The organism is Gordonia shandongensis DSM 45094 (assembly GCF_000423025.1).
In the GTDB taxonomy this organism is placed as follows: Bacteria; Actinomycetota; Actinomycetes; order Mycobacteriales; family Mycobacteriaceae; genus Gordonia; species Gordonia shandongensis.
Genome location: NZ_AUHE01000011.1, coordinates 107,381 through 128,338, shown reverse-complemented (window position 1 = coordinate 128,338; position 20,958 = coordinate 107,381). Strand labels below are relative to the sequence as shown.

Annotated in this window: 19 protein-coding genes; 2 read left to right on the top strand and 17 right to left on the bottom strand. The window is 69.6% G+C overall.

Going from position 1 to position 20,958, the window contains the following annotated elements; all coding sequences use genetic code 11:
- Positions 1-47: 47 nt before the first annotated feature.
- Genes G528_RS0111045 through pheS form a run of 9 tightly spaced genes read right to left on the bottom strand, consistent with a single transcriptional unit; the run spans position 48 to position 10,678 of the window.
- Positions 48-551, bottom strand: a complete 504-nt coding sequence (locus G528_RS0111045) for an arginine repressor (protein WP_026919021.1) — start codon at positions 549-551, stop codon at positions 48-50.
- Complete coding sequence (gene argF, locus G528_RS0111040) at positions 548-1,489, bottom strand: ornithine carbamoyltransferase (protein WP_035719735.1); 942 nt, start codon at positions 1,487-1,489, stop codon at positions 548-550. Before argF ends, G528_RS0111045 begins: the two co-directional genes overlap by 4 nt.
- Before the next feature lie 4 nt (positions 1,490-1,493).
- On the bottom strand, positions 1,494-2,684 hold the full coding sequence (locus tag G528_RS0111035) for an acetylornithine transaminase (protein WP_026919019.1): 1,191 nt from the start codon (positions 2,682-2,684) through the stop codon (positions 1,494-1,496).
- Positions 2,681-3,619: an acetylglutamate kinase gene (argB, locus tag G528_RS17240; protein ID WP_051198682.1), complete on the bottom strand. Its 939-nt coding sequence runs from the start codon at positions 3,617-3,619 to the stop codon at positions 2,681-2,683. Before argB ends, G528_RS0111035 begins: the two co-directional genes overlap by 4 nt.
- On the bottom strand, positions 3,616-4,836 hold the full coding sequence (gene argJ / locus G528_RS0111025; protein WP_051198695.1) for a bifunctional glutamate N-acetyltransferase/amino-acid acetyltransferase ArgJ: 1,221 nt from the start codon (positions 4,834-4,836) through the stop codon (positions 3,616-3,618). Before argJ ends, argB begins: the two co-directional genes overlap by 4 nt.
- Before the next feature lie 17 nt (positions 4,837-4,853).
- A complete protein-coding gene (argC, locus tag G528_RS0111020; RefSeq protein WP_211220629.1) occupies positions 4,854-5,891 on the bottom strand; it encodes an N-acetyl-gamma-glutamyl-phosphate reductase in 1,038 nt (345 codons plus the stop codon).
- 26 nt (positions 5,892-5,917) lie between these two features.
- A complete protein-coding gene (locus tag G528_RS0111015) occupies positions 5,918-7,078 on the bottom strand; it encodes a metallophosphoesterase (protein WP_026919016.1) in 1,161 nt (386 codons plus the stop codon).
- A complete protein-coding gene (gene pheT / locus G528_RS0111010) occupies positions 7,075-9,567 on the bottom strand; it encodes a phenylalanine--tRNA ligase subunit beta (protein ID WP_026919015.1) in 2,493 nt (830 codons plus the stop codon). Before pheT ends, G528_RS0111015 begins: the two co-directional genes overlap by 4 nt.
- A 58-nt stretch (positions 9,568-9,625) precedes the next feature.
- Positions 9,626-10,678, bottom strand: coding sequence for a phenylalanine--tRNA ligase subunit alpha (gene pheS, locus G528_RS0111005; protein WP_026919014.1), 1,053 nt, complete (start codon positions 10,676-10,678; stop codon positions 9,626-9,628).
- Positions 10,679-10,903: 225 nt separating this feature from the next.
- Here pheS and G528_RS0111000 point away from each other — a divergent pair, with 225 nt between their 5' ends.
- Positions 10,904-13,198 carry an RCC1 domain-containing protein gene (locus G528_RS0111000; protein ID WP_026919013.1) on the top strand — a complete coding sequence of 765 codons (2,295 nt, stop codon included), beginning with the start codon at positions 10,904-10,906 and terminating at the stop codon, positions 13,196-13,198.
- Between the two features lie 3 nt (positions 13,199-13,201).
- On the opposite strand, the gene G528_RS0110995 is transcribed toward G528_RS0111000, so the two are convergent.
- From G528_RS0110995 to infC, 6 genes are all read right to left on the bottom strand, one after another.
- Complete coding sequence (locus G528_RS0110995) at positions 13,202-14,020, bottom strand: ABC transporter ATP-binding protein (protein ID WP_026919012.1); 819 nt, start codon at positions 14,018-14,020, stop codon at positions 13,202-13,204.
- Between the two features lie 80 nt (positions 14,021-14,100).
- The gene (locus G528_RS0110990; RefSeq protein ID WP_026919011.1) at positions 14,101-14,448 is read right to left on the bottom strand and encodes a gamma-glutamylcyclotransferase family protein; all 348 of its coding nucleotides are present in this window, start codon (positions 14,446-14,448) and stop codon (positions 14,101-14,103) included.
- Entirely contained in the window at positions 14,445-15,218 is a 774-nt protein-coding gene (locus G528_RS0110985; protein ID WP_084638156.1) for a TrmH family RNA methyltransferase, read from the bottom strand. Before G528_RS0110985 ends, G528_RS0110990 begins: the two co-directional genes overlap by 4 nt.
- A gap of 79 nt (positions 15,219-15,297) precedes the next feature.
- Positions 15,298-15,678 (bottom strand): 50S ribosomal protein L20, encoded by a 381-nt coding sequence (gene rplT / locus G528_RS0110980; protein ID WP_026919009.1) that lies wholly within the window; start codon positions 15,676-15,678, stop codon positions 15,298-15,300.
- 34 nt (positions 15,679-15,712) lie between these two features.
- Positions 15,713-15,907: a 50S ribosomal protein L35 gene (gene rpmI / locus G528_RS0110975; RefSeq protein WP_026919008.1), complete on the bottom strand. Its 195-nt coding sequence runs from the start codon at positions 15,905-15,907 to the stop codon at positions 15,713-15,715.
- 86 nt (positions 15,908-15,993) lie between these two features.
- The gene (infC, locus tag G528_RS0110970; protein WP_245569747.1) at positions 15,994-16,587 is read right to left on the bottom strand and encodes a translation initiation factor IF-3; all 594 of its coding nucleotides are present in this window, start codon (positions 16,585-16,587) and stop codon (positions 15,994-15,996) included.
- Positions 16,588-16,800: 213 nt separating this feature from the next.
- Between infC and G528_RS0110965 the strand changes: the two genes are divergently transcribed.
- Complete coding sequence (locus G528_RS0110965; RefSeq protein WP_026919006.1) at positions 16,801-17,193, top strand: DUF1844 domain-containing protein; 393 nt, start codon at positions 16,801-16,803, stop codon at positions 17,191-17,193.
- Positions 17,194-17,247: 54 nt separating this feature from the next.
- On the opposite strand, the gene G528_RS17235 is transcribed toward G528_RS0110965, so the two are convergent.
- Positions 17,248-18,084, bottom strand: a complete 837-nt coding sequence (locus G528_RS17235) for a N5-glutamine methyltransferase family protein (RefSeq protein ID WP_035719733.1) — start codon at positions 18,082-18,084, stop codon at positions 17,248-17,250.
- Entirely contained in the window at positions 18,081-20,939 is a 2,859-nt protein-coding gene (gene uvrA / locus G528_RS0110950; RefSeq protein ID WP_026919005.1) for an excinuclease ABC subunit UvrA, read from the bottom strand. The genes G528_RS17235 and uvrA overlap by 4 nt, the downstream gene beginning before the upstream one ends.
- Positions 20,940-20,958 lie beyond the last annotated feature (19 nt).

The following is a 20,958-nucleotide window of genomic DNA, read 5'->3' as shown; positions in this document are numbered from 1 at the left end:
TTGTTGTCATTGTGCAGCTCGCGAGGCGGTCGGCGAGTGCACGGGTGTCAGATGAGGCCTTCGATGCGGTCGGCCAGCTCGGCGCCGGTCAGTGGCCGCCGCGCCAGGACGAACACGGTGTCGTCGCCGGCGATCGTCCCGACGACGCCCGGTAGCCGGGCACGGTCGAGCGCACTCGCGAGGTACCCCGCCGCGCCGGGCGGAGTCCGCAGCACGGCCATATCGCCCGACGCGTCGGTGGAGACCAGCAGTTCCGCGACCAGGCGAGCCACCCGGTCGGTGCCGCCGGAGACGCCCCGGACCGGCGACCCGTCCTCCGGAATCACGTAGACGCCGGCGCCTCCGTCGGCCGCGCGGAGTTTGACCGCCCCGAGTTCGTCGAGGTCACGGGACAGCGTCGCCTGGGTCGCCTCGACCCCGATCCGTGCCAGGCGTGCCTGCAGTTCGGCCTGGCTCCGCACCTGGTGGGCGGCGAGGATCTCGGCGATCCGGGCGTGCCTGCCGGCCCGGGTCGCCGCGAGTCGCCCCGACTCCGCCGCGGTGTCGCTCACGGCCGCCCCGTCAACCAGGCCAGGAGGGCCTTCTGTGCGTGCAGCCGGTTCTCGGCTTCGTCGAACACCACGCTCGCGGGCCCGTCGATCACCTCGTCGGTGATCTCCTCGCCCCGGTGGGCCGGCAGACAGTGCAGAACGATCGCGTCGGGCGCGGCATGTCCGAGCAGTTGGGTGTTGATCTGGTAGGGCTCGAACGGTGCCGTGCGGTCGAGCCCGTCGTCCTCCTGCCCCATCGACACCCAGGTGTCGGTCACCAGGACGTCGGCACCGGACGCCGCCGCGACGGGGTCGCCGATCACCGAGACGCTGCCGCCGGTCTGCTCGGCGCGGGTGCGCGCGTCGGCGACGACCGTCGGATCCGGCGCGAATCCCTCCGGCCCGCTCACGCGGACGTGCATACCGGCCGTCGCGCCGCCGAGCATCAACGAGTGGGCCATGTTGTTCGCGCAGTCACCGAGATAGGTCAGGGTCAGTCCGGCGACCGCTCCCTTGCGCTCGATCACCGTCTGTAGATCGGCGAGCACCTGGCAGGGGTGGAATGCGTCCGACAGCGCGTTGATCACGGGGACCGTCGCGTGCTCCGAGATCTCCTCCAGGCGATCCTGCCCGAAGGTCCGCCAGACGATGGCGTCGACGAAACGTGAGAGCACGCGCCCGGTGTCGGCGAGTGTCTCGTCGCGCCCCATCTGCGTGGTGGCGCCGTCGACGACCACGGCGTGACCGCCGAGCTGGCTGATGCCGGCCTCGAAGGAGAACCGGGTCCGCGTCGAGTTCTTGTCGAAGATGACACCGACGGCGCGGGGCCCCTCGAGGGGTCGGAACCCGTATCGGTCCTGCTTCATCCGGGCTGCGAGCGCGAGCACCTCGGCCTGCTCGTCGGGGCTGAGGTCGTCGTCGCGAAGGAAGTGTCGGACGCTGGGATGCGAGATGGTCATCGGTTCAGCCCTCTCCGGTCTGTTCGTCGGCGGCCGCGTCGAGGATCGCGGGCAGGTCGGCGACGAATGCCGCGGCCTGATGTTCGGTGATGATGAGCGGCGGGGCGAGCCGCAGTACGTTCGGTGCGGGCGCGTTGAGCAGGTATCCGGCCGCCCGCGCCGCACGTTCGGCCGCCGCCGAGATGTTCGAGTCGAGGACGACGCCCAGCAGCAGTCCGGCGCCGCGGACGCTCGTGATCCGCGGGTGGTCGAGTGCCTCGATGCTCGTCGCGATCGTCTTGCCGACGCGTTCGACGTGCGCCGTCAGATCGTTGTCGTCGATGTAGCGGAGCACGGCGAGCGCGGCCGCGGCGCACACGGGGTTCCCGCCGAACGTGGTCCCGTGCTGCCCCGGCTGCAACAGGGTCGCCGCCTCGCCGGTGGCCACGCACGCACCGATCGGCATTCCGCCGCCGAGACCTTTGGCGAGCGTCATGACGTCGGGCACGATCCCCGCTCGCTGGTGCGCGAACATCCGACCCGTCCGCCCCACGCCGGTCTGGACCTCGTCGAGGATCAGGAGTGCTCCGTGAGCCGAGGTGATGCGCCGAGCCTCGGACAGGTAGTCCGAGGGCGGGACCACGACGCCGTTCTCTCCCTGGATCGGTTCGAGGACGACCGCCGCGGTCTGTTCGTCGACGGCGGCGGCCAGTGCGGCCGCATCGCCGTACGGCACGTACTCCACCCCCGCCGGCATCGGCTCGAAGGGCGCCCGTTTGCCGGGCTGCCCGGTCAGGGCGAGGGCGCCCATCGTCCGGCCGTGAAATCCGCCCTCGGCCGCGATGATCCGCGGTCGACCGGTCAACCGGGCGATCTTGAACGCCGCCTCGTTGGCCTCGGTGCCGGAGTTGCACAGGAAGACGCGGGCATCGTCGGCGACCGCGGCGGCCAGCCGTTCGGCCAGCTCCACGACGGGCGGTGCGATGTAGATGTTCGAGACGTGCCCGAGGGTGGCGATCTGCGTGGTCACGGCCTCGACGACGGCGGGGTGCGCGTGCCCGAGTGCGTTCACTGCGATCCCGCCGAGCAGGTCGAGGTAGGCGCGTCCGTCCGCGTCGTAGACCGTCGCACCCTCACCGCGGACCAACGCGACCCCCGGGGTGCCGTAGTTGTTCATCAGTGCGGCGGCCCAGCGTTCCTGCAGCGGCGCGGTCATGTCCGGTCTCCGTTCGATTCGGTCGACGGACCACCGGGGACGATCGTGGTTCCCGAGGTCGACGATGTGAGCAGCGCGGCGAGCACCGAGTGCGGGCTTCGGCCGTCGATGACGTGGGCGGTGCCGACGCCGTCGCGGACGGCGCGCATGCAGGCCTCCATCTTGGGGACCATCCCCGCGTCGAGGCTCGGCAGCAGGGCCTCGACCTCGTCGGCCGAGATCTCCGAGACCAGCGATGTGCGGTCCGGCCAGTCCGTGTAGAGCCCCTCCACGTCGGTCAGCATCACCAGGCGGTCGGCGCCGAGGGCCGATGCGACGGCACCGGCCGCGGTGTCGGCGTTGATGTTGTGCACCTGGCCCGCCGCGTCGGGCGCGATCGTCGAGACGACCGGAACGCGCCCGGCGTCGATGAGGTCGTCGATCGTCGATGTGGTGACCGAGGTGATGTCGCCGACCAGACCGATGTCGGTCGGCTCACCGTCCACCAGGACGGTCCGGCGGGTGGCCGTGAACATGTGGGCGTCCTCGCCGGTGATGCCGACGGCATAGGGGCCGTGTTCGTTGATGAGTCCGACCAGCTCGCGACCGACCTGACCGAAGAGCACCATCCGGACCACGTCCATGACCTCGGGCGTGGTGACGCGGAATCCGCCGCGGAACTCGCCGTCCAGGCCGAGCCGGCCGAGCATCGACGAGATCTGCGGTCCGCCGCCGTGCACCACGACGGGATGGATGCCGCAGGCGCGCAGGAGGACCATGTCGGCGGCGAAGGCGCGTTTGAGGTCGTCGGCGACCATCGCGTTGCCGCCGTACTTCACCACGACGCGCCGACCGTGCAGGGCCTGCAGTGCGGGCAGCGACTCGGCGAGGATCTCGGCCTTCTGCAGCGGATCGAGCCGCGCGGGCGGGGTGGTTCCACCGGGAGTGGTCGTCATGACGAGTACGCCGAGTTCTCTTCGACGTACGCGTGCGAGAGGTCGGTCGTCCGGATCGTGGCCTCGGCGTCGCCGAGGGCGAGGTCCGCGACCACGTCGATCCGGTCACCGGTGAGGTCGACCTCCCGGGCTCCGGCGACCCCCACACCGTTGCGGCAGATCGGCGTGCCGTTGAACGACACGGTGATCCGCTCCGGGTCGATCGTCACCGGCGCGGCGCCGACGGCCGCCAGCACGCGCCCCCAGTTCGGGTCGGAACCGAAGAGCGCCGTTTTCACCAGGGAGTCTCGGGCCACGCAGCGCGCGACGGTCACGGCGTCGTCCTCGGTGCGAGCCCCGGTCACGGTGACCGCGATTCGCTTCGTGACGCCCTCGGCGTCGTTCTGCAGCTGTCCGGCGAGGTCGTCGCACACCGCGAAGACGGCGGCGTCCAGCTCGTCCTGACCGACCTCGATCTGACTTGCCCCCGACGAGAGCAGCAGCACCGTGTCGTTCGTGGAGATCGATCCGTCGACGTCGAGTCGGTCGAACGTGCGCGCGGTGGCGCGCCGCAGCGCGACGTCCAGGGCCTGGGCGCTCACGAGGGCGTCGGTCGTCAGGACCACCAGCATCGTCGCCAGCGACGGGGCCAGCATCCCGGCACCCTTCGCCATGCCGCCGACGTTCCATCCGCCCGTGTGGTGCAGCGCGACCTGTTTGGGCACGGTGTCGGTGGTCATGATCGCGTAGGCGGCGTCGGTGCCGCCCTCGATGCCGCCGCCCATCTCGTGGACGATCTCGGTGACGCCGGGAATCAGGTTCCCCATCGGGAGCCGTTCGCCGATCAGTCCGGTGGAGCAGACCGCGACCTCGACGGCCCCGGTGTCCGTGCCCCAGTTCGACAGCGTCGAGGCGACCGCCTCGGCCGTCGCGTGGGTGTCGGCGAATCCGTCGGGCCCGGTGCAGGCGTTCGCGCCGCCGGAGTTCAGGATCACCGCGCGCAGCGACCCGTTCTCGAGGACCTTCTGCGTCCACAGGACGGGCGCCGCCTTGACCTGGTTGCGGGTCACGACGCCTGCCGCGGTGAGCGAGGGGCCCTCGTTGAGGACCAGCGCGAGGTCGGGCCGATCGCCGTCCTTGATTCCGGCGGCGATTCCCGCGGCCCGGAACCCCAGGGGCGCGGTGACGCCCTGCCGACGGGTCATCCGCGAGCCGACCAGCAGGTCGATCTCCCGCATCGCTGCGGCGTCGCCGGTCACGGGGCGGTCCCCACGATCGGAAGGCCTTCGGCCTCACCCCAGCCGAGCGCCAGGTTCATCGACTGCACGGCGGCGCCTCCGGTCCCCTTGGTCAGGTTGTCGACGGCGCCCACGGCGACGAGCGTCCCCGCCCGTTCATCCACCGTCAGACCGATCGCCACGGTGTTGCTGCCCACGACCGAACTGGTCTCGGGGAACTCGCCCCGCGGCAGCAGCTGGACGAACGTCTCGTCGCGGTAGGCCTCCTCGTAGACCTCGCGGAGGCGTTCGACGGATGCGCTGGTCCGTGCGGTGCAGGTGGCGAGGATGCCTCGCGGCATCGGGACCAGCACCGGGGTGAAGGAGACCGAGACGGGTGCGGCGGCGGCGCCCGAGAGCGCTTGGATGATCTCCGGGGTGTGCCGATGGGTCCCCCCGACGCCGTAGGCGCGGGTCGAGCCCATCACCTCGGCGGCCAGCAGGTTCGCCTTCGGCGAGCGTCCCGCACCGGAGGCCCCCGACATCGCCACGATCGTCACGGCGGTCTCCACGAGACCGGCGGCCACCGCGGGCAACAGCGTGAGGATGGAGACGGTCGGATAGCATCCGGGCACCGCGATGCGCGTCGCTCCGGCGAGCGCCTCCCGGTTGCCGAAGAGTTCGGGCATTCCGTACGGCCAGGTGCCTGCGTGTTCGCCGCCGTAGTACGACGTCCACTCACCGGGGTCCTGCAGACGGAAGTCTGCTCCGCAGTCGATGATCAGGGTGCTCGGCGGCAGGGCGTCGGCGATCGCTGCCGACTGACCGTGCGGGAGCCCCAGGAACACGACGTCGTGCCCGGCGAGCACCTCGGGCGACGTCTCCTGCAGCACCCGGTCCGCCAGTGGGAACAGATTCCGGTGATGCTCACCGAGTCGACTGCCCGCATTGCCGCCCGCCGTCAACGCCCCGATCTCGATGTCGCCCGACGCCAATCGGGGATGCCCGCAGAGGAGTCGGAGGATCTCGCCTCCCGCATAGCCGCTGGCTCCAGCGACCGCCACCTTTATTGCCATGTCATCATTATGCACTATCGTGCAAATCAATTCGAGGGGTGCGCCCGATCCGACCGCAGAGTGATGACGGTGATCTCCGGCGGCGCCAACACCCGCACCGGCGGGCCCCAGGCCCCGGCGCCCCGCGTCACATAGACCGCGACATCGTCGACCCGACCCCACCCCGCCCGCACCGGCTGCTGCAGCGCCACCAGGTAGGTGTTCGGCCACATCTGCCCGTCATGCGTATGGCCCGACAGTTGCAGATCCACGCCGTACTCGGCGGCGTCCTCGGCCTGCTTCGGCTGATGCGCGGCCAAGATCACCGGCCTGTCACGATCCCGTCCCGCCAGCGCACGCGCGTAGTCGGGCCGATAGGGCTCCGGCGCGGTCCGATCGTGCACGCCGGCCAGATCGATCACCCCGTCGCCCCGGCGCAGCTCGACCCGCTCGTTGCGCAACGACCGCACGCCGAGGGTCTCCCAGAAGTCGAGCCACGACCCGCCGTCGTCGACGTAGTACTCGTGGTTGCCGCTGACCGCGAACACGCCGAGTGGCGCCGACAGCTCCGCCATCGGCCGCAGGTCGTCACCGACATGAGCCACGGACCCGTCGGTGAGGTCCCCGCCGAGCACCACCGCATCGGGTCGCTGGGCGTTCACCTCGTCGACCACGGACGCGACGAACGACTCCCCGCGCGCCGGGCCGGCGTGCACATCGGTCACCAGCGCGATCCGGGCGCCGTCGAATTCGGGCGGCAGATTGCCGATCGCGACGGATTCCTCGACGATCCGCGGGTGCGCCGCCTCCACCAGGCCGTACCCCGCCGTCGCCAGGGAGGCGAGAACCACCGCCGCCGTCGCGATCGTCGTGGCCCGCGCACACGCGGGCCCCACCGGTGAACGGCGACGCAGACGCGCGATCCCGCGGACCGCTCCCCTGCCGATCGCGATGACGACCGTGCCCAGAAGCAGGTAGTAGACGACCGCAGCCCACGTGAATCCCACGAACCCGATCGGCCGGGCCCACGCCGGGTCGAGCGGACCGCCGACGAGGAACGCTCCCACGGTGCTCACACCGAGGAGAGCGAGAACCGTTCCCGCGGCGACGGCCCAGCGACCGCGGACCCCGGGCAGCCGAACCAGCCGTCGATACAGCCAGACGGTGACGAGCAGCGCGAGCAGCCCCGTCAGCAGGAGGCGAATCACCGCAGTCGAGCCCCCACCACATCACCCGCGTGCGCCACCGCCGTCATCTTGACCGCGTTGGCCTCCTCTTCGGTGAGGGTGCGGTCCGGCGCACGGAACGTGAGGGCGAACGTCAACGACTTGTGCCCGTCCCCGACCTGCTCACCGGCGAACACGTCGAACAGGGCGATCGACTCCAACAGATCGCCGGCGCCCTCCTCGAGTGCCCGGCGGACATCCTCCGCGGGCACCTCGGCGCCGACCACCACGTTCACGTCCTGAAGGACGGCCGGAAACGGCGAGACACGCGGCGACGGCAGGTTCCGACGAACCGGAAGGGCGTCGAGGTCGATCTCGACCGCGCAGATCCGCGGCGGCAGCCCCGCGCGCTCGAGGATCGCGGGGTGCAGTTCACCGGCATGGCCGACCACCGTCTCCGCACCGGCGTCGTCCGTGCAGACGAGCCGTGCACACCGCCCGGGATGCCACGGCAGACGGTCGTCGGCGACCAGTTCCAGTTCGACCCCCGACGTCCTGCCGATCTGACGCGCCGCCTCGAAGGCGTCGACGGCGTCGGCGGCCCGGCCGCCGCCCCACGGTCCGGCCGGCTCTCGCAGACCGCTCAGGAGCACCCCGACGTGGACCGGCTGATCCGGCAGCGACGCGTCCAGGGCGGACTGCTCCTCCGGCGTCGGCCGCCGGGTCACGTCGATCGCCTCGACCGCCGCACCCTGGGTGCCGCCCAGAACCACCTGGCCGATCGCGTAGAGCGCGAGGTCGCGGCGACCACGGGCGATGTTGCGCGAGGCCATCTCCATCAGCCCCGGCAGCAGGGTGGTGTTGAGCTCCGGTCGGTCCGATTCGAGCGGGTTGACGACCGACACCGTCCGCCGGCGCGGGTCGTCGTCCGGCAGACCCCAGACGTCGAAGACACCTGCGGGAAGGAACGGATACGGAAGGACCTCGACGTAGCCGTCGGTCGCCAGCGTGACTCCGATCGCCCGGCGCCGACGCTGCACGCCGGTCAACCCGGCCCCACCGGGAGCACGGGGCACGACCGCGGGAATGTCCTCCAGACCTTCGAGCCGGAGGACCTCCTCCACGAGGTCTGCGCGCTGCCGCAGATCCGGCCGCCAGGACGGCGGCGTGACGCGCAGCGGCGTCCCGTCCTCGACCGTGGCGCCGACCTCGCGGAGCCGGGCGGCGGTGGTCCCCGCCGGGTATGTCACACCGGCCGTCGCGTCCGGGAGCCCGGCGTCGATCTCGATGGTCGCGGGACCGGGAACGGCCACGCGGGCCTCCGACAGCGGTCCGGCGACCGCACCGCCGGTGATCTGTGCGATCAGCGCGGCGGCACGATCCGAGGCCACGGCGGTGATCTCCGGGTCGACGACCCGTTCGAACCGTTTGGCGGCCTCGGAGCTCAGCTTGTGCCTCTTACCCGTCCGGAACACCCGCACCGGGTCGAAGGTCGCCGCTTCGAGGAGGACCTCCGTGGTCTGGTCGGTGACCTCGGTGGCGGCGCCGCCCATCACGCCGGCGAGTGCGATGGGACCGGAGTCGTCGGCGATCACCACGTCCTGGGGGTCGAGGGTCCGCACCACACCGTCGAGGGTCTCCAGCGTCTCGCCCGGCCGGGCCTCGCGCACGTGGACCGTGCCCGTCACGGTGGCGGCGTCGAAGGCGTGCAGGGGCTGTCCGAGTTCGATCATCACGTAGTTGGTGACGTCGACGATCGCCGAGATCGGACGGATGCCCGCGACCATCAGCCGCTTGGCCATCCACCACGGCGATCTCGCCGTCGCGTCGACCCCGCCGATGACCCGCGCGGTGTACCGGGTGCCGTCGCTGTCGGCGTCGACCGCGACCGGCCACGGATCGCCGTCGACGTCCGCCGCGAGGGGCTCGGCCTCCTCGACGGGGTCGACGAAGGGCACGGCGAAGGCGCTGGCCAGTTCACGCCCCAGACCGCGCATCGAGAACGCATAGCCGCGGTCGGGGGTCACGTTGACCTCGATCGCCGTGTCGGCCAGTCCGAGGACGTCGCGGGCGTCGGCGCCGGGCTCGGCGGTACCCGGTGCGAGCACCAGGATCCCGGAGTGGTCCGAACCGATCCCGAGTTCGGTGACCGAGCAGATCATCCCGTCGGACGTGCGCCCGTATGTCGTGCGTGCCGCGATCTCGAAGTCGCCGGGCAGCACCGTTCCGGGCAGCGCGACGACCACGAGATCGCCCTCGACGAAGTTCCGCGCACCGCACACGATCCCGCGCGGCTGATCCTCGCCCACCGCCACCCGACAGAACCGGATCGGCTTCTTGAACTCGGTCAGTTCCTCGATCTCGTCGACGCGACCGATCACCAGCGGGCCCGTCGTCTCCGGAAAGGGCTCGACGTCTTCGATCTCGAATCCGACACGGACGAAGCCCGCGTCGATCTCCGCGGTCGACGCCGTCCACTCCGGGGTTCCGGCACGCAGGACTTCGGTCAACCAGGACTGTGGGAGGCGCACTTGTTCACCAACTACTTTCGTGAGGCGGGATTCTTCGAGCGTGGTCGTCGGGCGGCGGCTACAGGCCCGGACCGAACGGGAGGGTGAACCGCACGTCGCCCTCGACCATGTCGCGCATGTCGGGCAGGTCGTTGCGGAACTGCAGCGTCCGTTCGAGCCCCATCCCGAACGCGAAGCCCGTGTAGACGTCGGGGTCGATGCCGCTCGACCGGAGGACGTTCGGGTCGACCATGCCGCACCCGCCCCATTCGACCCAGCCGGGACCGCCCTTCTTGCCCGGGAACCAGACGTCCACTTCGGCGGACGGCTCGGTGAACGGGAAGTAGCTCGGCCGCATCCGCGTGGTCGTGTCGGGGCCGAAGAGCGCCTTCGCGAACACCTCGAGGGTGCCGCGGAGGTTGGCGAGCGTCAGGCCGCGGTCGACCGCGAGGCCTTCGATCTGATGGAACACCGGAGTGTGGGTCGCATCGAGTTCGTCGGTCCGGAACGTCCGTCCCGGGCACGCGACGTAGATCGGCACCTCGCGATCGAGCATCGAGCGGACCTGGACCGGCGACGTGTGGGTCCGCAGGACCAGCCGGGACTCCGGGGGCGCCACATAGAAGGTGTCCTGCATCGATCGGGCCGGATGGTCCGGGAGGAAGTTCAGCGCGTCGAAGTTGTGGTGCTCGGTCTCGACCTCGGGACCCTCGGCGATCTCCCACCCCATCCCGACGAAGACGTCGGCGACCTCGTCGGCGATCACGGTGATCGGATGCCGGGCACCGCGACTCCGCCGAGCGGACGGAAGGGTCACGTCGATCGCCTCGGCCACCAGCACTGCGGCGTCGCGTTCGGCCGTCAGCGTCTCGGAGCGGGCGTCGAACGCGGCCTGCACCCGACCGCGGACCTCGTTGACGGCCTTTCCGGCGGCGGCCCGATCCGGCCCCGGCAGACTGCCGAGCGCGCGGCGCGCCAGCGCGATGACGGAGCGGTCGCCGATGTGCGCCGTCTTGGCGGCGGCGAGACCCTCCAGGTCCGCGGCCGCGTCGAAGGCGGACACCGCGGCGGCCACGGCGTCGTCCAGCTGCGCGCTGGTGGGGAACTCGTTGACGGTCTTCTCGTCGGCCACCGGGCTCGCGTCTCCTCATGAGTCGGGGGTGTGCAACAACGCTGTCCAGGTTAATCGACCAGTGGGCATGCGCCTCGGTCAGGCCCGATCGACCGGTTCGTCCGATGCCCGGGGTCGTTCGCGGAGCCGACCCCGATCCCACGAAATGCGCATTCCCTGCGATAACGTCATCCCCGCGACAGTCGGCCGCAATCCGTCCGCCGGCCTCGGGAGGAGTTTCACGCCATGCCAGTTGAACCTGGAAGTCGGATCGCCGGTTACCGCGTCGTGTCGGTGCTCGGCTCCGGCGGGATGGGCGACGTGTACGTCGTCGAGAACGAGCAGCTTCAACGACGCGAGGCCATGAAGGTCATCTCCGTCGGGGGCGCCTCCAACGACGACTTCCATCAGCGCTTCGCCAACGAGGCCCGCACGGCGGCATCGCTCGACCACCCAAGCATCATCACCGTGCACGGCTACGGAGTCGACGGCGAACTCCCCTGGTTCACGATGTCGTACGTCCAGGGCCCCGACCTGTCGTCGACGACGCTGACACCGGGGGATGCGGTCGCCGCCATCGCCCAGGTGGCCTCCGGCCTCGACTACGCCCACGCCCGCGGCGTGGTGCACCGCGACATCAAACCCGCGAACATCGTCGCCACTCGGAACGACAGGGGCGATTTCGACCGGGCCGTCATGCTCGACTTCGGCATCGCGAAGCTGGCGGACTCACCCCAGCTCACCGCCGTCAACTCGGTCGTCGGAACGGCCGCGTACACGGCCCCGGAGATCATCAACGGACAGACGGCCTCGCCGGCTTCGGATCAGTACTCACTGGCATGCACCGCCTACCAGCTGTTCGCCGGGACGGCACCCTTCCAGGCGCCGTCGACCACCGCCCTGATGATGGCGCACATCCAGGCACCGCCGCCCGTCCTCGGCCAGGTCCGGCCCGACCTGGCGCCTCTCGGTCCGGTACTGGCACGCGCGATGGCCAAGAATCCGGCGGAGCGATTCCCCGACTGCACGACGTTCGCCGAGGAGCTGCGCCGCGCATTCTCCTCGACCCAGGCCGGCACCGCGACCGCTGTGGCGCCGACCCCTCCGCCGATGATGGCCGGCCACACACCCGCACCGACGCCGGCGCCGGGATTCGGCCCGCCGACCGGCACCCCTGCCCCGGGCTCCACGAGCCAACCCGGATTCACGAGCCAGCCGGGTTTCACGAGCCAGCCGGGTTTCACGAGCCAGCCGGGATTCGGCACGCCGCCGCCTCCCGGATTCGGCCCGCCGCAGACGGCGTGGGGCGCACCGGGTGGTCCGCCGCCGGCGAAGAAGAGCCGGAAGGGCCTGTGGATCGCGCTGGCCGCCGCCGTCGTCGCCATCGTGGCGGTCGCCGGGACGTCGCCGCTGTGGTGGCCGCGCGGTGATGCCGAACCCGTCCTCGACACCCACCCCAACATGCAGGTGGCCACAGCGTTCAGCACCACGTGCGCCGTCAACGACGGCACCCTGCATTGCTGGGGCGCCAACCAGAGCAGTCAGCTCGGCGACGGGACCACCGAATCGCGGAACACTCCGATGACCGTGCCGGGGCTCAACGACGTCACGGCGGTGTCGGTCGGCGGCTACCGCGACACCGAACGGAACTACCAGAGCACAACCTGCGCCGTCGCCGACGGCGACGCCTACTGCTGGGGCGCCAATCACTACGGGCAGATCGGCGACGGCACCACCTCGACGCAGCCGAAGCCGATCAAGGTGCCGGGACTGCCGAAGGTCACCGGGATCGCCACCGACAACGCGTCGACCTGTGCACTCACCGTCGACCGGGAGGTCTACTGCTGGGGTTCGGGCGGCAACGGGCAGATCGGCACCGGAACCACCGAGAGGCAGGTCACGTCGCCGGCGAAGCTCGACCTCCAGGACGTCCGCACCCTCGAATCGGGCGGCGCCAACTTCTGCGCGATCACCGGCGACGGCGAACTGTTCTGCTGGGGATCGAACGGGTCCGGTCAGATCGGAGACGGCACGAAGGCCCAGCGCAACAAGCCCACCAAGGTCAAGAACCTGTCGTCGGTGACATCGGTGTCCCTGGGACTCGTGCTCTCCTCCGACACCCTGTACGTGAGCGCCTGTGCGACGGCCGACGGCACCGTGTACTGCTGGGGCGCCGAGCCCGGCAACAGCCAGAGCTCACGGACCGTTCCGGTCGCGGTCTCCGGCGTCACGAATGCCGACCTCGTCGCGATCAACGTCGGCACCACCTGCGCGATCAGCGACGGCGAGCTCTCCTGCTGGGGCAATAATCGGTTCGGGCAGATCGGGAACGGCACCACTTCGGACGACGCGGTGAAGGACCCGACCCGGGTGTCCGACCTCTCCGACGTTCGCGTTGTGACCACGGGGTCGAGCACCACCTGCGCCCAGGTCGGCGACGATCAGGAGATCTACTGCTGGGGCTCGTCGAGCCAAGGCGAGATCGGCAATCCCGCCGCCGACGAAACGAAGCAGACGACGCCGTTGAAGGTGAAGATCTGACGGTCACCGCCGGCGGCACCGACCGATCGGCACCACCATCGGGGCGCCTCCGACGGGATCGTCGACCACCGTCGCCGACAGTCCGAACGCCTCGCTCAGCAGGTCGGGCGTCATGATGTCGGCCGGCGCCCCTTCGGCGACGATCCCGCCGGCGGCCATGACGACCATCGAATCGCTGTAGCGTGCGGCGAGGTTGAGATCGTGGAGGACCATGACCACGGTCTTCCCGTGCTCGCGGCTCAGGTCGTCGACGAGGTCGAGCACGTCGACCGCGTGCGCCAGATCGAGATAGGTCGTCGGCTCGTCGAGCAGGATCAGGTCGGTCTCCTGGGCGAGGGTCATCGCGATCCAGACCCGCTGCCGTTGACCGCCGGAGAGCGAGTCGACGGGCCGATCGGCCAGATCGCGGGTCGCGGTCAGGTCCATCGCCGACCTCACCGCCTCGTCGTCGGCGCCCGAGAACTGCCGATACCAGCTCTGATGCGGATGACGTCCGCGGGCGACGAGGTCGGCCACGGTGAGACCGTCGGGAGCCGTCGGCGCCTGCGGCAGCAGCCCGAGCGTCCGTGCCACGTCCTTGGGTTTGCGCGATGCGATGTCCGCACCGTCGAGCAGCACGGTCCCGCCGGTCGGACGAAGCAGTCGGGCGAGCGCTTTCAGCAACGTCGACTTGCCGCACCCGTTGGGACCGACGATGGTGGTCACCCGCCCCGTCAGCACGTCCAGGTCGAGCCCGTCGAGCACGGTGAACCCGTCGTATCCCACCGTCAGGTCGGCCGCACGCAGCCGTGCGGGATGCACTGCTCGGTGGATCGTCGTCACGGGGTCTCCTCACCTCCCGGGGGCCGCTGCGGCACCGCCGAAAGAATGATAACCCCTAAGTAAGGTAAGCCATGCCTGGCCTAGTCGGTGGGTTCGGCTGCGAGATACACCCACGCCCGCAGTCCCGACGTCAACGTGACGCGGACCCGTCGATAATCGTCCACCTCGTAATCGTCAGCGGCCGACAATCCCGCGTCGTCGACCTCGAGGCGCACCCCCGGCACCGGATCGGCACGCGGATCCGGCCGGAGCACCAGATGGGTGTCGGTCCCGCTCAACGCGATCACCGCCGGATCGGTGATCGTCAGCTCATCGACTCGGAACCCGGGAAGCGAATCGGCGACGGTCGGCACGCTGCGACCGAAGACGCCCCGCTGTACCGCCGGGTCCCGCAGGGTGCCGTAACTGAACAGCAGATGGGCGCTCACCCCGGCCGCCCGTCCCGTGTCGCCTGTACCCGGGCGCTCGCATACAGGCAGATGGCACTGGCCGCAGCGAGATTCAAGCTCTCCGCCCGCCCCCGCAGGGGGATGCGGATCCGCCGCACGGCGTCGCGCACCACGTCGCCGGGCAGCCCGTGCGCCTCATTGCCGAACAGCCAGGCATGCGGCTCACCGAGCACGTCGTCCGCATCGTCGAGGCCGACCTCACCGTCCATCGTCGTCGCCAGTGTCGAGATCCCCGCCTCGCCGATCAGGTCGAGGCCGGAGGCGACCTCCGCCGACCGGACCACGGGGATGTGAAAGACGCTGCCGGCGCTCGCCCGTACCGCCTTGCCGTTGTGCGGATCCACCGAGTCGCCGAGCAGGATCACCGCGTCGGCCCCCATCGCGTCGGCACACCGGATCAGGGTTCCCACATTCCCAGGTTCGCGCGGCTCCACCGCGACGACGAGCAGTCGCGGCCGCGCCGCCAGCACATCGGCGAGTCGGACCGTCAGCAGGTCGCACACCGCGAAGACTCCCGGCGGCGTCGTCGTCTCGGACAGTTTGTCGGCCGCCCGCGCCGTCACGCGGAGGACCGGGATCCCAGCCTCCTCGGCGCGCCCGAGCAGAGCTCCGTGGCGATCGGAGTCGCCGTCCCGAACCAGCAGCCTGCGGGCACGACCGGTGGCCAGCGCCGCATCGACGGCGTTGGCGCCTTCGGCGAGGAACTGCTTCTCGTCGCGACGAACCGCGGCACGGTGCAGCTTCGCCACAGCAACGACCCGCGACGACCGTTCTGTGAGAACGTCCGTCGCGGGTCGTGAGTCAGTCACTGTTACCCGATCGCGCAGGTCAGGCCGCCGGAGCGTTGACGTCCGTCGGCAGCGCCTTCCGAGCGACCTCGACCAGGCCGGTGAACGCGGCCGGATCGGTCACCGCGAGATCGGCGAGCACCTTGCGATCGACCTCCACACCCGCGAGCTTGAGGCCCTGGATGAAGCGGTTGTACGTGATGTCGTTCGCACGCGCCGCGGCGTTGATGCGGGTGATCCACAGCTTCCGGAAGTCGCCCTTGCGTGCGCGACGGTCCCGGTAGGAGTAGGTCATCGAGTGGAGCTGCTGCTCCTTGGCCTTGCGGTAGAGGCGCGAACGCTGCCCGCGGTAGCCCTTCGAAGCCTCCAGGATGGAGCGGCGCTTCTTCTGGGCGTTGACAGCCCTTTTCACACGTGCCATGAGTCTTAGTCCTTCTCGAAATCGGTGCGGGAGATCAGCGGTTCAGCAGGCGCTTGATGCGCGGAGCGTCGTTCTCGCTCACGACGGTCACACCGTCGAGGCGACGCGTGCGGCGCGACGACTTGTGCTCCATCAGGTGGCGGCGGTTGGCCTTCTGGCGGAGGATCTTCCCGCTGCCGGTCACCTTGAAACGCTTCGCGGTGCCCTTGTGGGTCTTGCTCTTCGGCATGATTTTCCTTCGTTCTGGCGAACAGCGACCCCACCCGGATCCGATCCGGGCGGTGTCACCGTCCACTGCTGCTAACGGGGGTCGGTTCAGGAGCCCTGCGAGGGCTGCTGGGCCTTGGCCCTGGTCTTGGCTCCCTTGTGCGGAGCGAGGACCATCGTCATGTTGCGGCCGTCCTGCTTGGCCGAGGTCTCGACGAAGCCGTACTCGGCGACGTCGTCCCCCAGGCGCTGCAGCAGACGGAATCCCAGCTCGGGGCGGGACTGCTCACGACCGCGGAACATGATCGTGACCTTCACCTTCGAACCCGCCTCGAGGAACCGGACGACGTGACCCTTCTTGGTCTCGTAATCGTGGTCGTCGATCTTCGGGCGGAGCTTCTGCTCCTTGATGACGGTCATCTGCTGGTTACGGCGGGACTCGCGCTTCTTCTGCGCCGCCTCGTACTTGAACTTGCCGTAGTCCATGATCTTGCACACCGGCGGACGGGCGTCAGGCGCCACCTCCACCAGGTCCAAGTCGGCTTCGTAAGCCAGGCGAAGCGCATCTTCAACACGCACAATGCCCACCTGCTCTCCACCGGGCCCGACGAGCCGGACTTCGGGGACGCGGATGCGCTCGTTGATGCGGGTTTCAGTGCTGATGTGGCCTCCTCGATCAATGTGTTCCGAATGGCCGGCCAGCTGTGCTGGCAGCGCGAGGAGGATCGAGACCGAACAACCGTCGCGTGCGGGCACACTCTCGGCGATCTCTCGCCGGCGCCCCGCCGACTCGCGACGGTGTGACCGGAACCGGACAACCACGCGCCGGAGGCGGTGTCGTACGGTGGGACTCGAAGTTCCTCTTGCTACCCCGGCGTGTGCCGAGGCGGTCATCGATGTGAAAGTCTAACAGGCGTGAACGATAACTCCTATTCGCCGACCGGCGCCCCGTCCGATGAGAACGTCCACGTCGCATCGTCGGGAGGCGACGACGTCCGAGAACTCGCCACGATCCCGGCCGTCGAGGTGGTCACCCGCTCGATCGTCATGCTCATGAGCGCGGCCGCGGAGAAGATCGGCCCGGAGGCCGGCGGCGACGAGGAGTACCGCGATCTCGCGGAGGCTCGGTCGCTGATCAATGCGCTCGCCGGTCTCGTGATGGCGGCCTCACCCGACCTCGGTCTGCACCGCAAGCCGATCCTCGACGGGCTCAAGGCCCTGCAGCTCGCGTTCCGCGAGGCGTCGGCGTTCCCCGACGAGCCGGGCGCCGGCCCCGGAGAGAAGTCCACCGGCCCGGTCACCGGCTGATCTGGGGCGATGCCGAACATCCTCGAGGCACCCGTTCCCTGACGCCTGCGCTCGTCACACCGGTGTCCGCTGGGAGAGTTCGGCGACGAGCAGCGCCGTCTGGCCGTCACCATCGGTGACCACGTCCCCGACCTCATCGACGACACTGACCTCGTCGACGACACAGACGGGCGACAGCCCCTCGGCGCGAGCGGCGGTCCGGGCGGCGGCCAACTGCCCGATGTTCAGCTCCACGGCGACGGTCCCGCCGTCGGTCAACCAGTCGGGGGCTTCGGCGAGCAGTGACCGGACGTGGTCGAGACCGTCCGCCCCGCCACCGAAGAGCGCGGCCGCCGGTTCGTGATCCCGCGCCTCGTGCGGCAGCAGGTCGGCTGCGGACTCGGGAACGTACGGCGGTACCGCGGCGATCACATCGATCCTCCCGCGGAGCTCCGCCGGGAGGCATGACAGCCCGGGACCGCACCGCACCCGGCCGATTCCCACGTTCCTCGACGCCAGGCGCACCGCTTCGGGATCGACGTCGGTGGCGAACACCGTCGATTCCCGATGGGTCGCGGCGACGTGCGCCGCGATCGGGCCCACACCGCAGAACGGTTCGACGACCACCGGGCGCCGCCGGTGGCCGATGAGCCGCGACACGGTCTTCGCCAGGAGCAGGGATCGCTGTCGCGGTACGAACGTCTGCGCTCCCACGGCGAGATCGAGATCCCCGAACCGCACGTGACCGACGAGATGTTCCACCGGTTCGCCGCGGACGCGGCGATCCACCCACGCGGTCAACTCCGCGGCGTCGGACGCCCACCGCCGCAGTTCGGCCAATTCGTCCTCGGCGAAGACGCAGCCCGCTCGGCGCAGTCGGCCGAGGAGGCGGGCGTCCGCCGCCGACGTCACTTCGGAAGCATCTCCGCGATGAACGCCCCGGTGTGGCTGCCCGTGACCGTGGCGACGTCCTCGGGGGTGCCTTCGGCGACGACGGTGCCGCCGCCACTGCCGCCTTCCGGACCCATGTCGATGATCCAGTCGGCGGTCTTGATGACGTCGAGGTTGTGTTCGATCACGATGACCGTGTTGCCCTTGTCGACGAGACCGCCGATCACCATGAGCAGTTTCCGGATGTCCTCGAAGTGCAGTCCGGTGGTCGGCTCGTCGAGGATGTACACGGTCCGCCCGGTCGATCGCTTCTGCAGTTCGGCCGAGAGTTTGACGCGTTGGGCCTCACCGCCCGACAGGGTCGGTGCGGGTTGTCCGAGCCGAACGTATCCGAGCCCCACGTCGACGAGGGTTCGCAGGTAGCGATGGATCGAGGTCACCGGTTCGAAGAACTCGGCCGCCTCGTCGATCGGCATGTCGAGGACCTCGGCGATCGTCTTCCCCTTGTAGCGGACCTCGAGCGTCTCGCGGTTGTAGCGGGCGCCGTGGCAGACCTCGCACGGTACGTACACATCGGGCAGGAAGTTCATCTCGATCTTGATGGTGCCTTCGCCCATGCATGCTTCGCACCGGCCGCCCTTGACGTTGAACGAGAATCGACCGGGCTGGTATCCGCGCACTTTGGCCTCGGTGGTCGCGGCGAACAGGGTGCGGATCTTGTCGAACACCCCGGTGTACGTCGCCGGGTTGGAGCGCGGAGTCCGCCCGATCGGCGACTGGTCGACCTGCACGAGCTTGTCGAGGTGCTCCAGACCTCTGATCCGGGTGTGGTGGCCCGGCACCTGACGCGCCCCGTTGAGCTTGTTCGCCAAGACGGTCGCGAGGATGTCGTTGACGAGCGTCGACTTACCCGAACCGGACACGCCGGTCACCGCCGTCAACACGCCGAGCGGGAAGGTCACGTCGATGCCGCGGAGGTTGTTCTCACGCGCGCCTACCACCGTGACGCTTCGCTTCCGGTCGACCGTGCGCCGCTGTTCGGGGACGGGGAGGACCTCGCGACCCGCCAGGTACGCGCCGGTGATGGACTCCTTGTTACGGAGCAGGTCCGTGTAGCTGCCGCTGTGGACGACGCGGCCGCCCTGTTCGCCGGCGCGCGGACCGATGTCGACGATCCAGTCGGCCGAGCGGATCGTGTCCTCGTCGTGCTCCACGACGATCAGGGTGTTCCCCAGGTCGCGGAGCCGGACGAGGGTGTCGATGAGTCGACGGTTGTCGCGTTGGTGCAGGCCGATCGACGGCTCGTCCAGCACGTACAGGACGCCCGCCAGTCCCGCGCCGATCTGGGTCGCGAGCCGGATCCGCTGGGCTTCACCGCCGGAGAGGGAGCCTGCGGCACGGGCGAGCGACAGATATTCCAGGCCGACGTCCAACAGGAATCGGATCCTCGCCTGAACCTCTTTGAGAACCCGTCCGGCGATGGCCGCCTCGCGCTCTCCCAGCTCCAGCCCGTCGAGGTACTCGGCGCACTCGGCGACCGACAGCGATGTCACATCGGCGATCGACTTGGGACCGTGAACCGGGTGATCGAGGGTGACGGCGAGGATCTCAGGCCGCAGGCGTGCGCCGCTGCACGCCGGACACGGGACGTCGCGCATGTACCCCTCGTACCGGTCCTTCATCTGCTCGGACTCCGTGGTCTCGGCGCGCCGGCTGAGGAACGCCATGACTCCCTCGAACTCCGTGTAGTACGAGCGCGTTCGTCCGTACCGGTTGCGGAATCGAACGTGGACCTGATGGTCGGACCCGTTGAGCAGGGCTGTTCTCGCCGCTCGCGGAAGGTCGCTCCACGGGGTGTCGACGTCGAATCCCATCTGATCGCCGAGCCCTTCGATCAGCCGCAGGAAGTAGTCGGCGTTGTGACCCGTCGACCAGGGGGCGATCGCGCCGTCGCGCAGCGTCACCTCTGGATCGGGCACGACCAGGGTCTCGTCGATCTCCTTGCGGACACCGAGTCCGTCGCAGTCGGGGCATGCGCCGAACGGCGAGTTGAACGAGAAGGCCCGGGGTTCCAGATCGTCGATCGCGATCGGATGCGAGTTGGGACACGCCATCCGCTCGGAGTACCTGCGCTGGCGGTCGGGATCGTCCTCCGGGACGTCGACGAAATCGAGGACCACGATCCCGTCGGCCAGGCGCAGCGCGGTCTCCACCGAGTCGGTCAGCCTCTGTTTCGCGGAGGGCTTCACGACGAGGCGGTCGATGACCACATCGATGTCGTGCTTCTCCTGCTTCTTGAGCTTCGGCGGGTCGGACAGCTGGTGAATGCGGCCGTCGACCATGGCGCGCGCGAATCCCTGCGTCTGAAGATCCGCGAACAGGTCGACGAACTCGCCCTTCCGGCTGCGGACGACGGGCGCCAGCACTTGGAACCGCACGCCTTCGTCCATCGCGAGCACCTGGTCGACGATCTGCTGCGGGGTCTGCCGCGCGATCCGTTCGCCGCACACCGGACAGTGGGCGGTGCCGGCTCGCGCGTACAGCAGCCGTAGGTAGTCGTAGACCTCCGTGATGGTGCCGACGGTCGATCGAGGGTTCCGGTTGGTCGACTTCTGGTCGATCGACACCGCGGGCGACAGACCTTCGATGAAGTCGACGTCGGGTTTGTCCATCTGTCCGAGGAACTGACGAGCGTACGCCGACAGGGACTCCACGTATCGTCGCTGCCCTTCGGCGAAGATCGTGTCGAAAGCGAGCGATGACTTCCCCGACCCCGACAATCCCGTGAACACGATCAGCGAATCGCGGGGCAGGTCCACGTCGACTCCACGCAGATTGTGCTCGCGCGCACCGCGGACGATCAGGCGATCTACCACAGGAATTTCCTCACGTTCT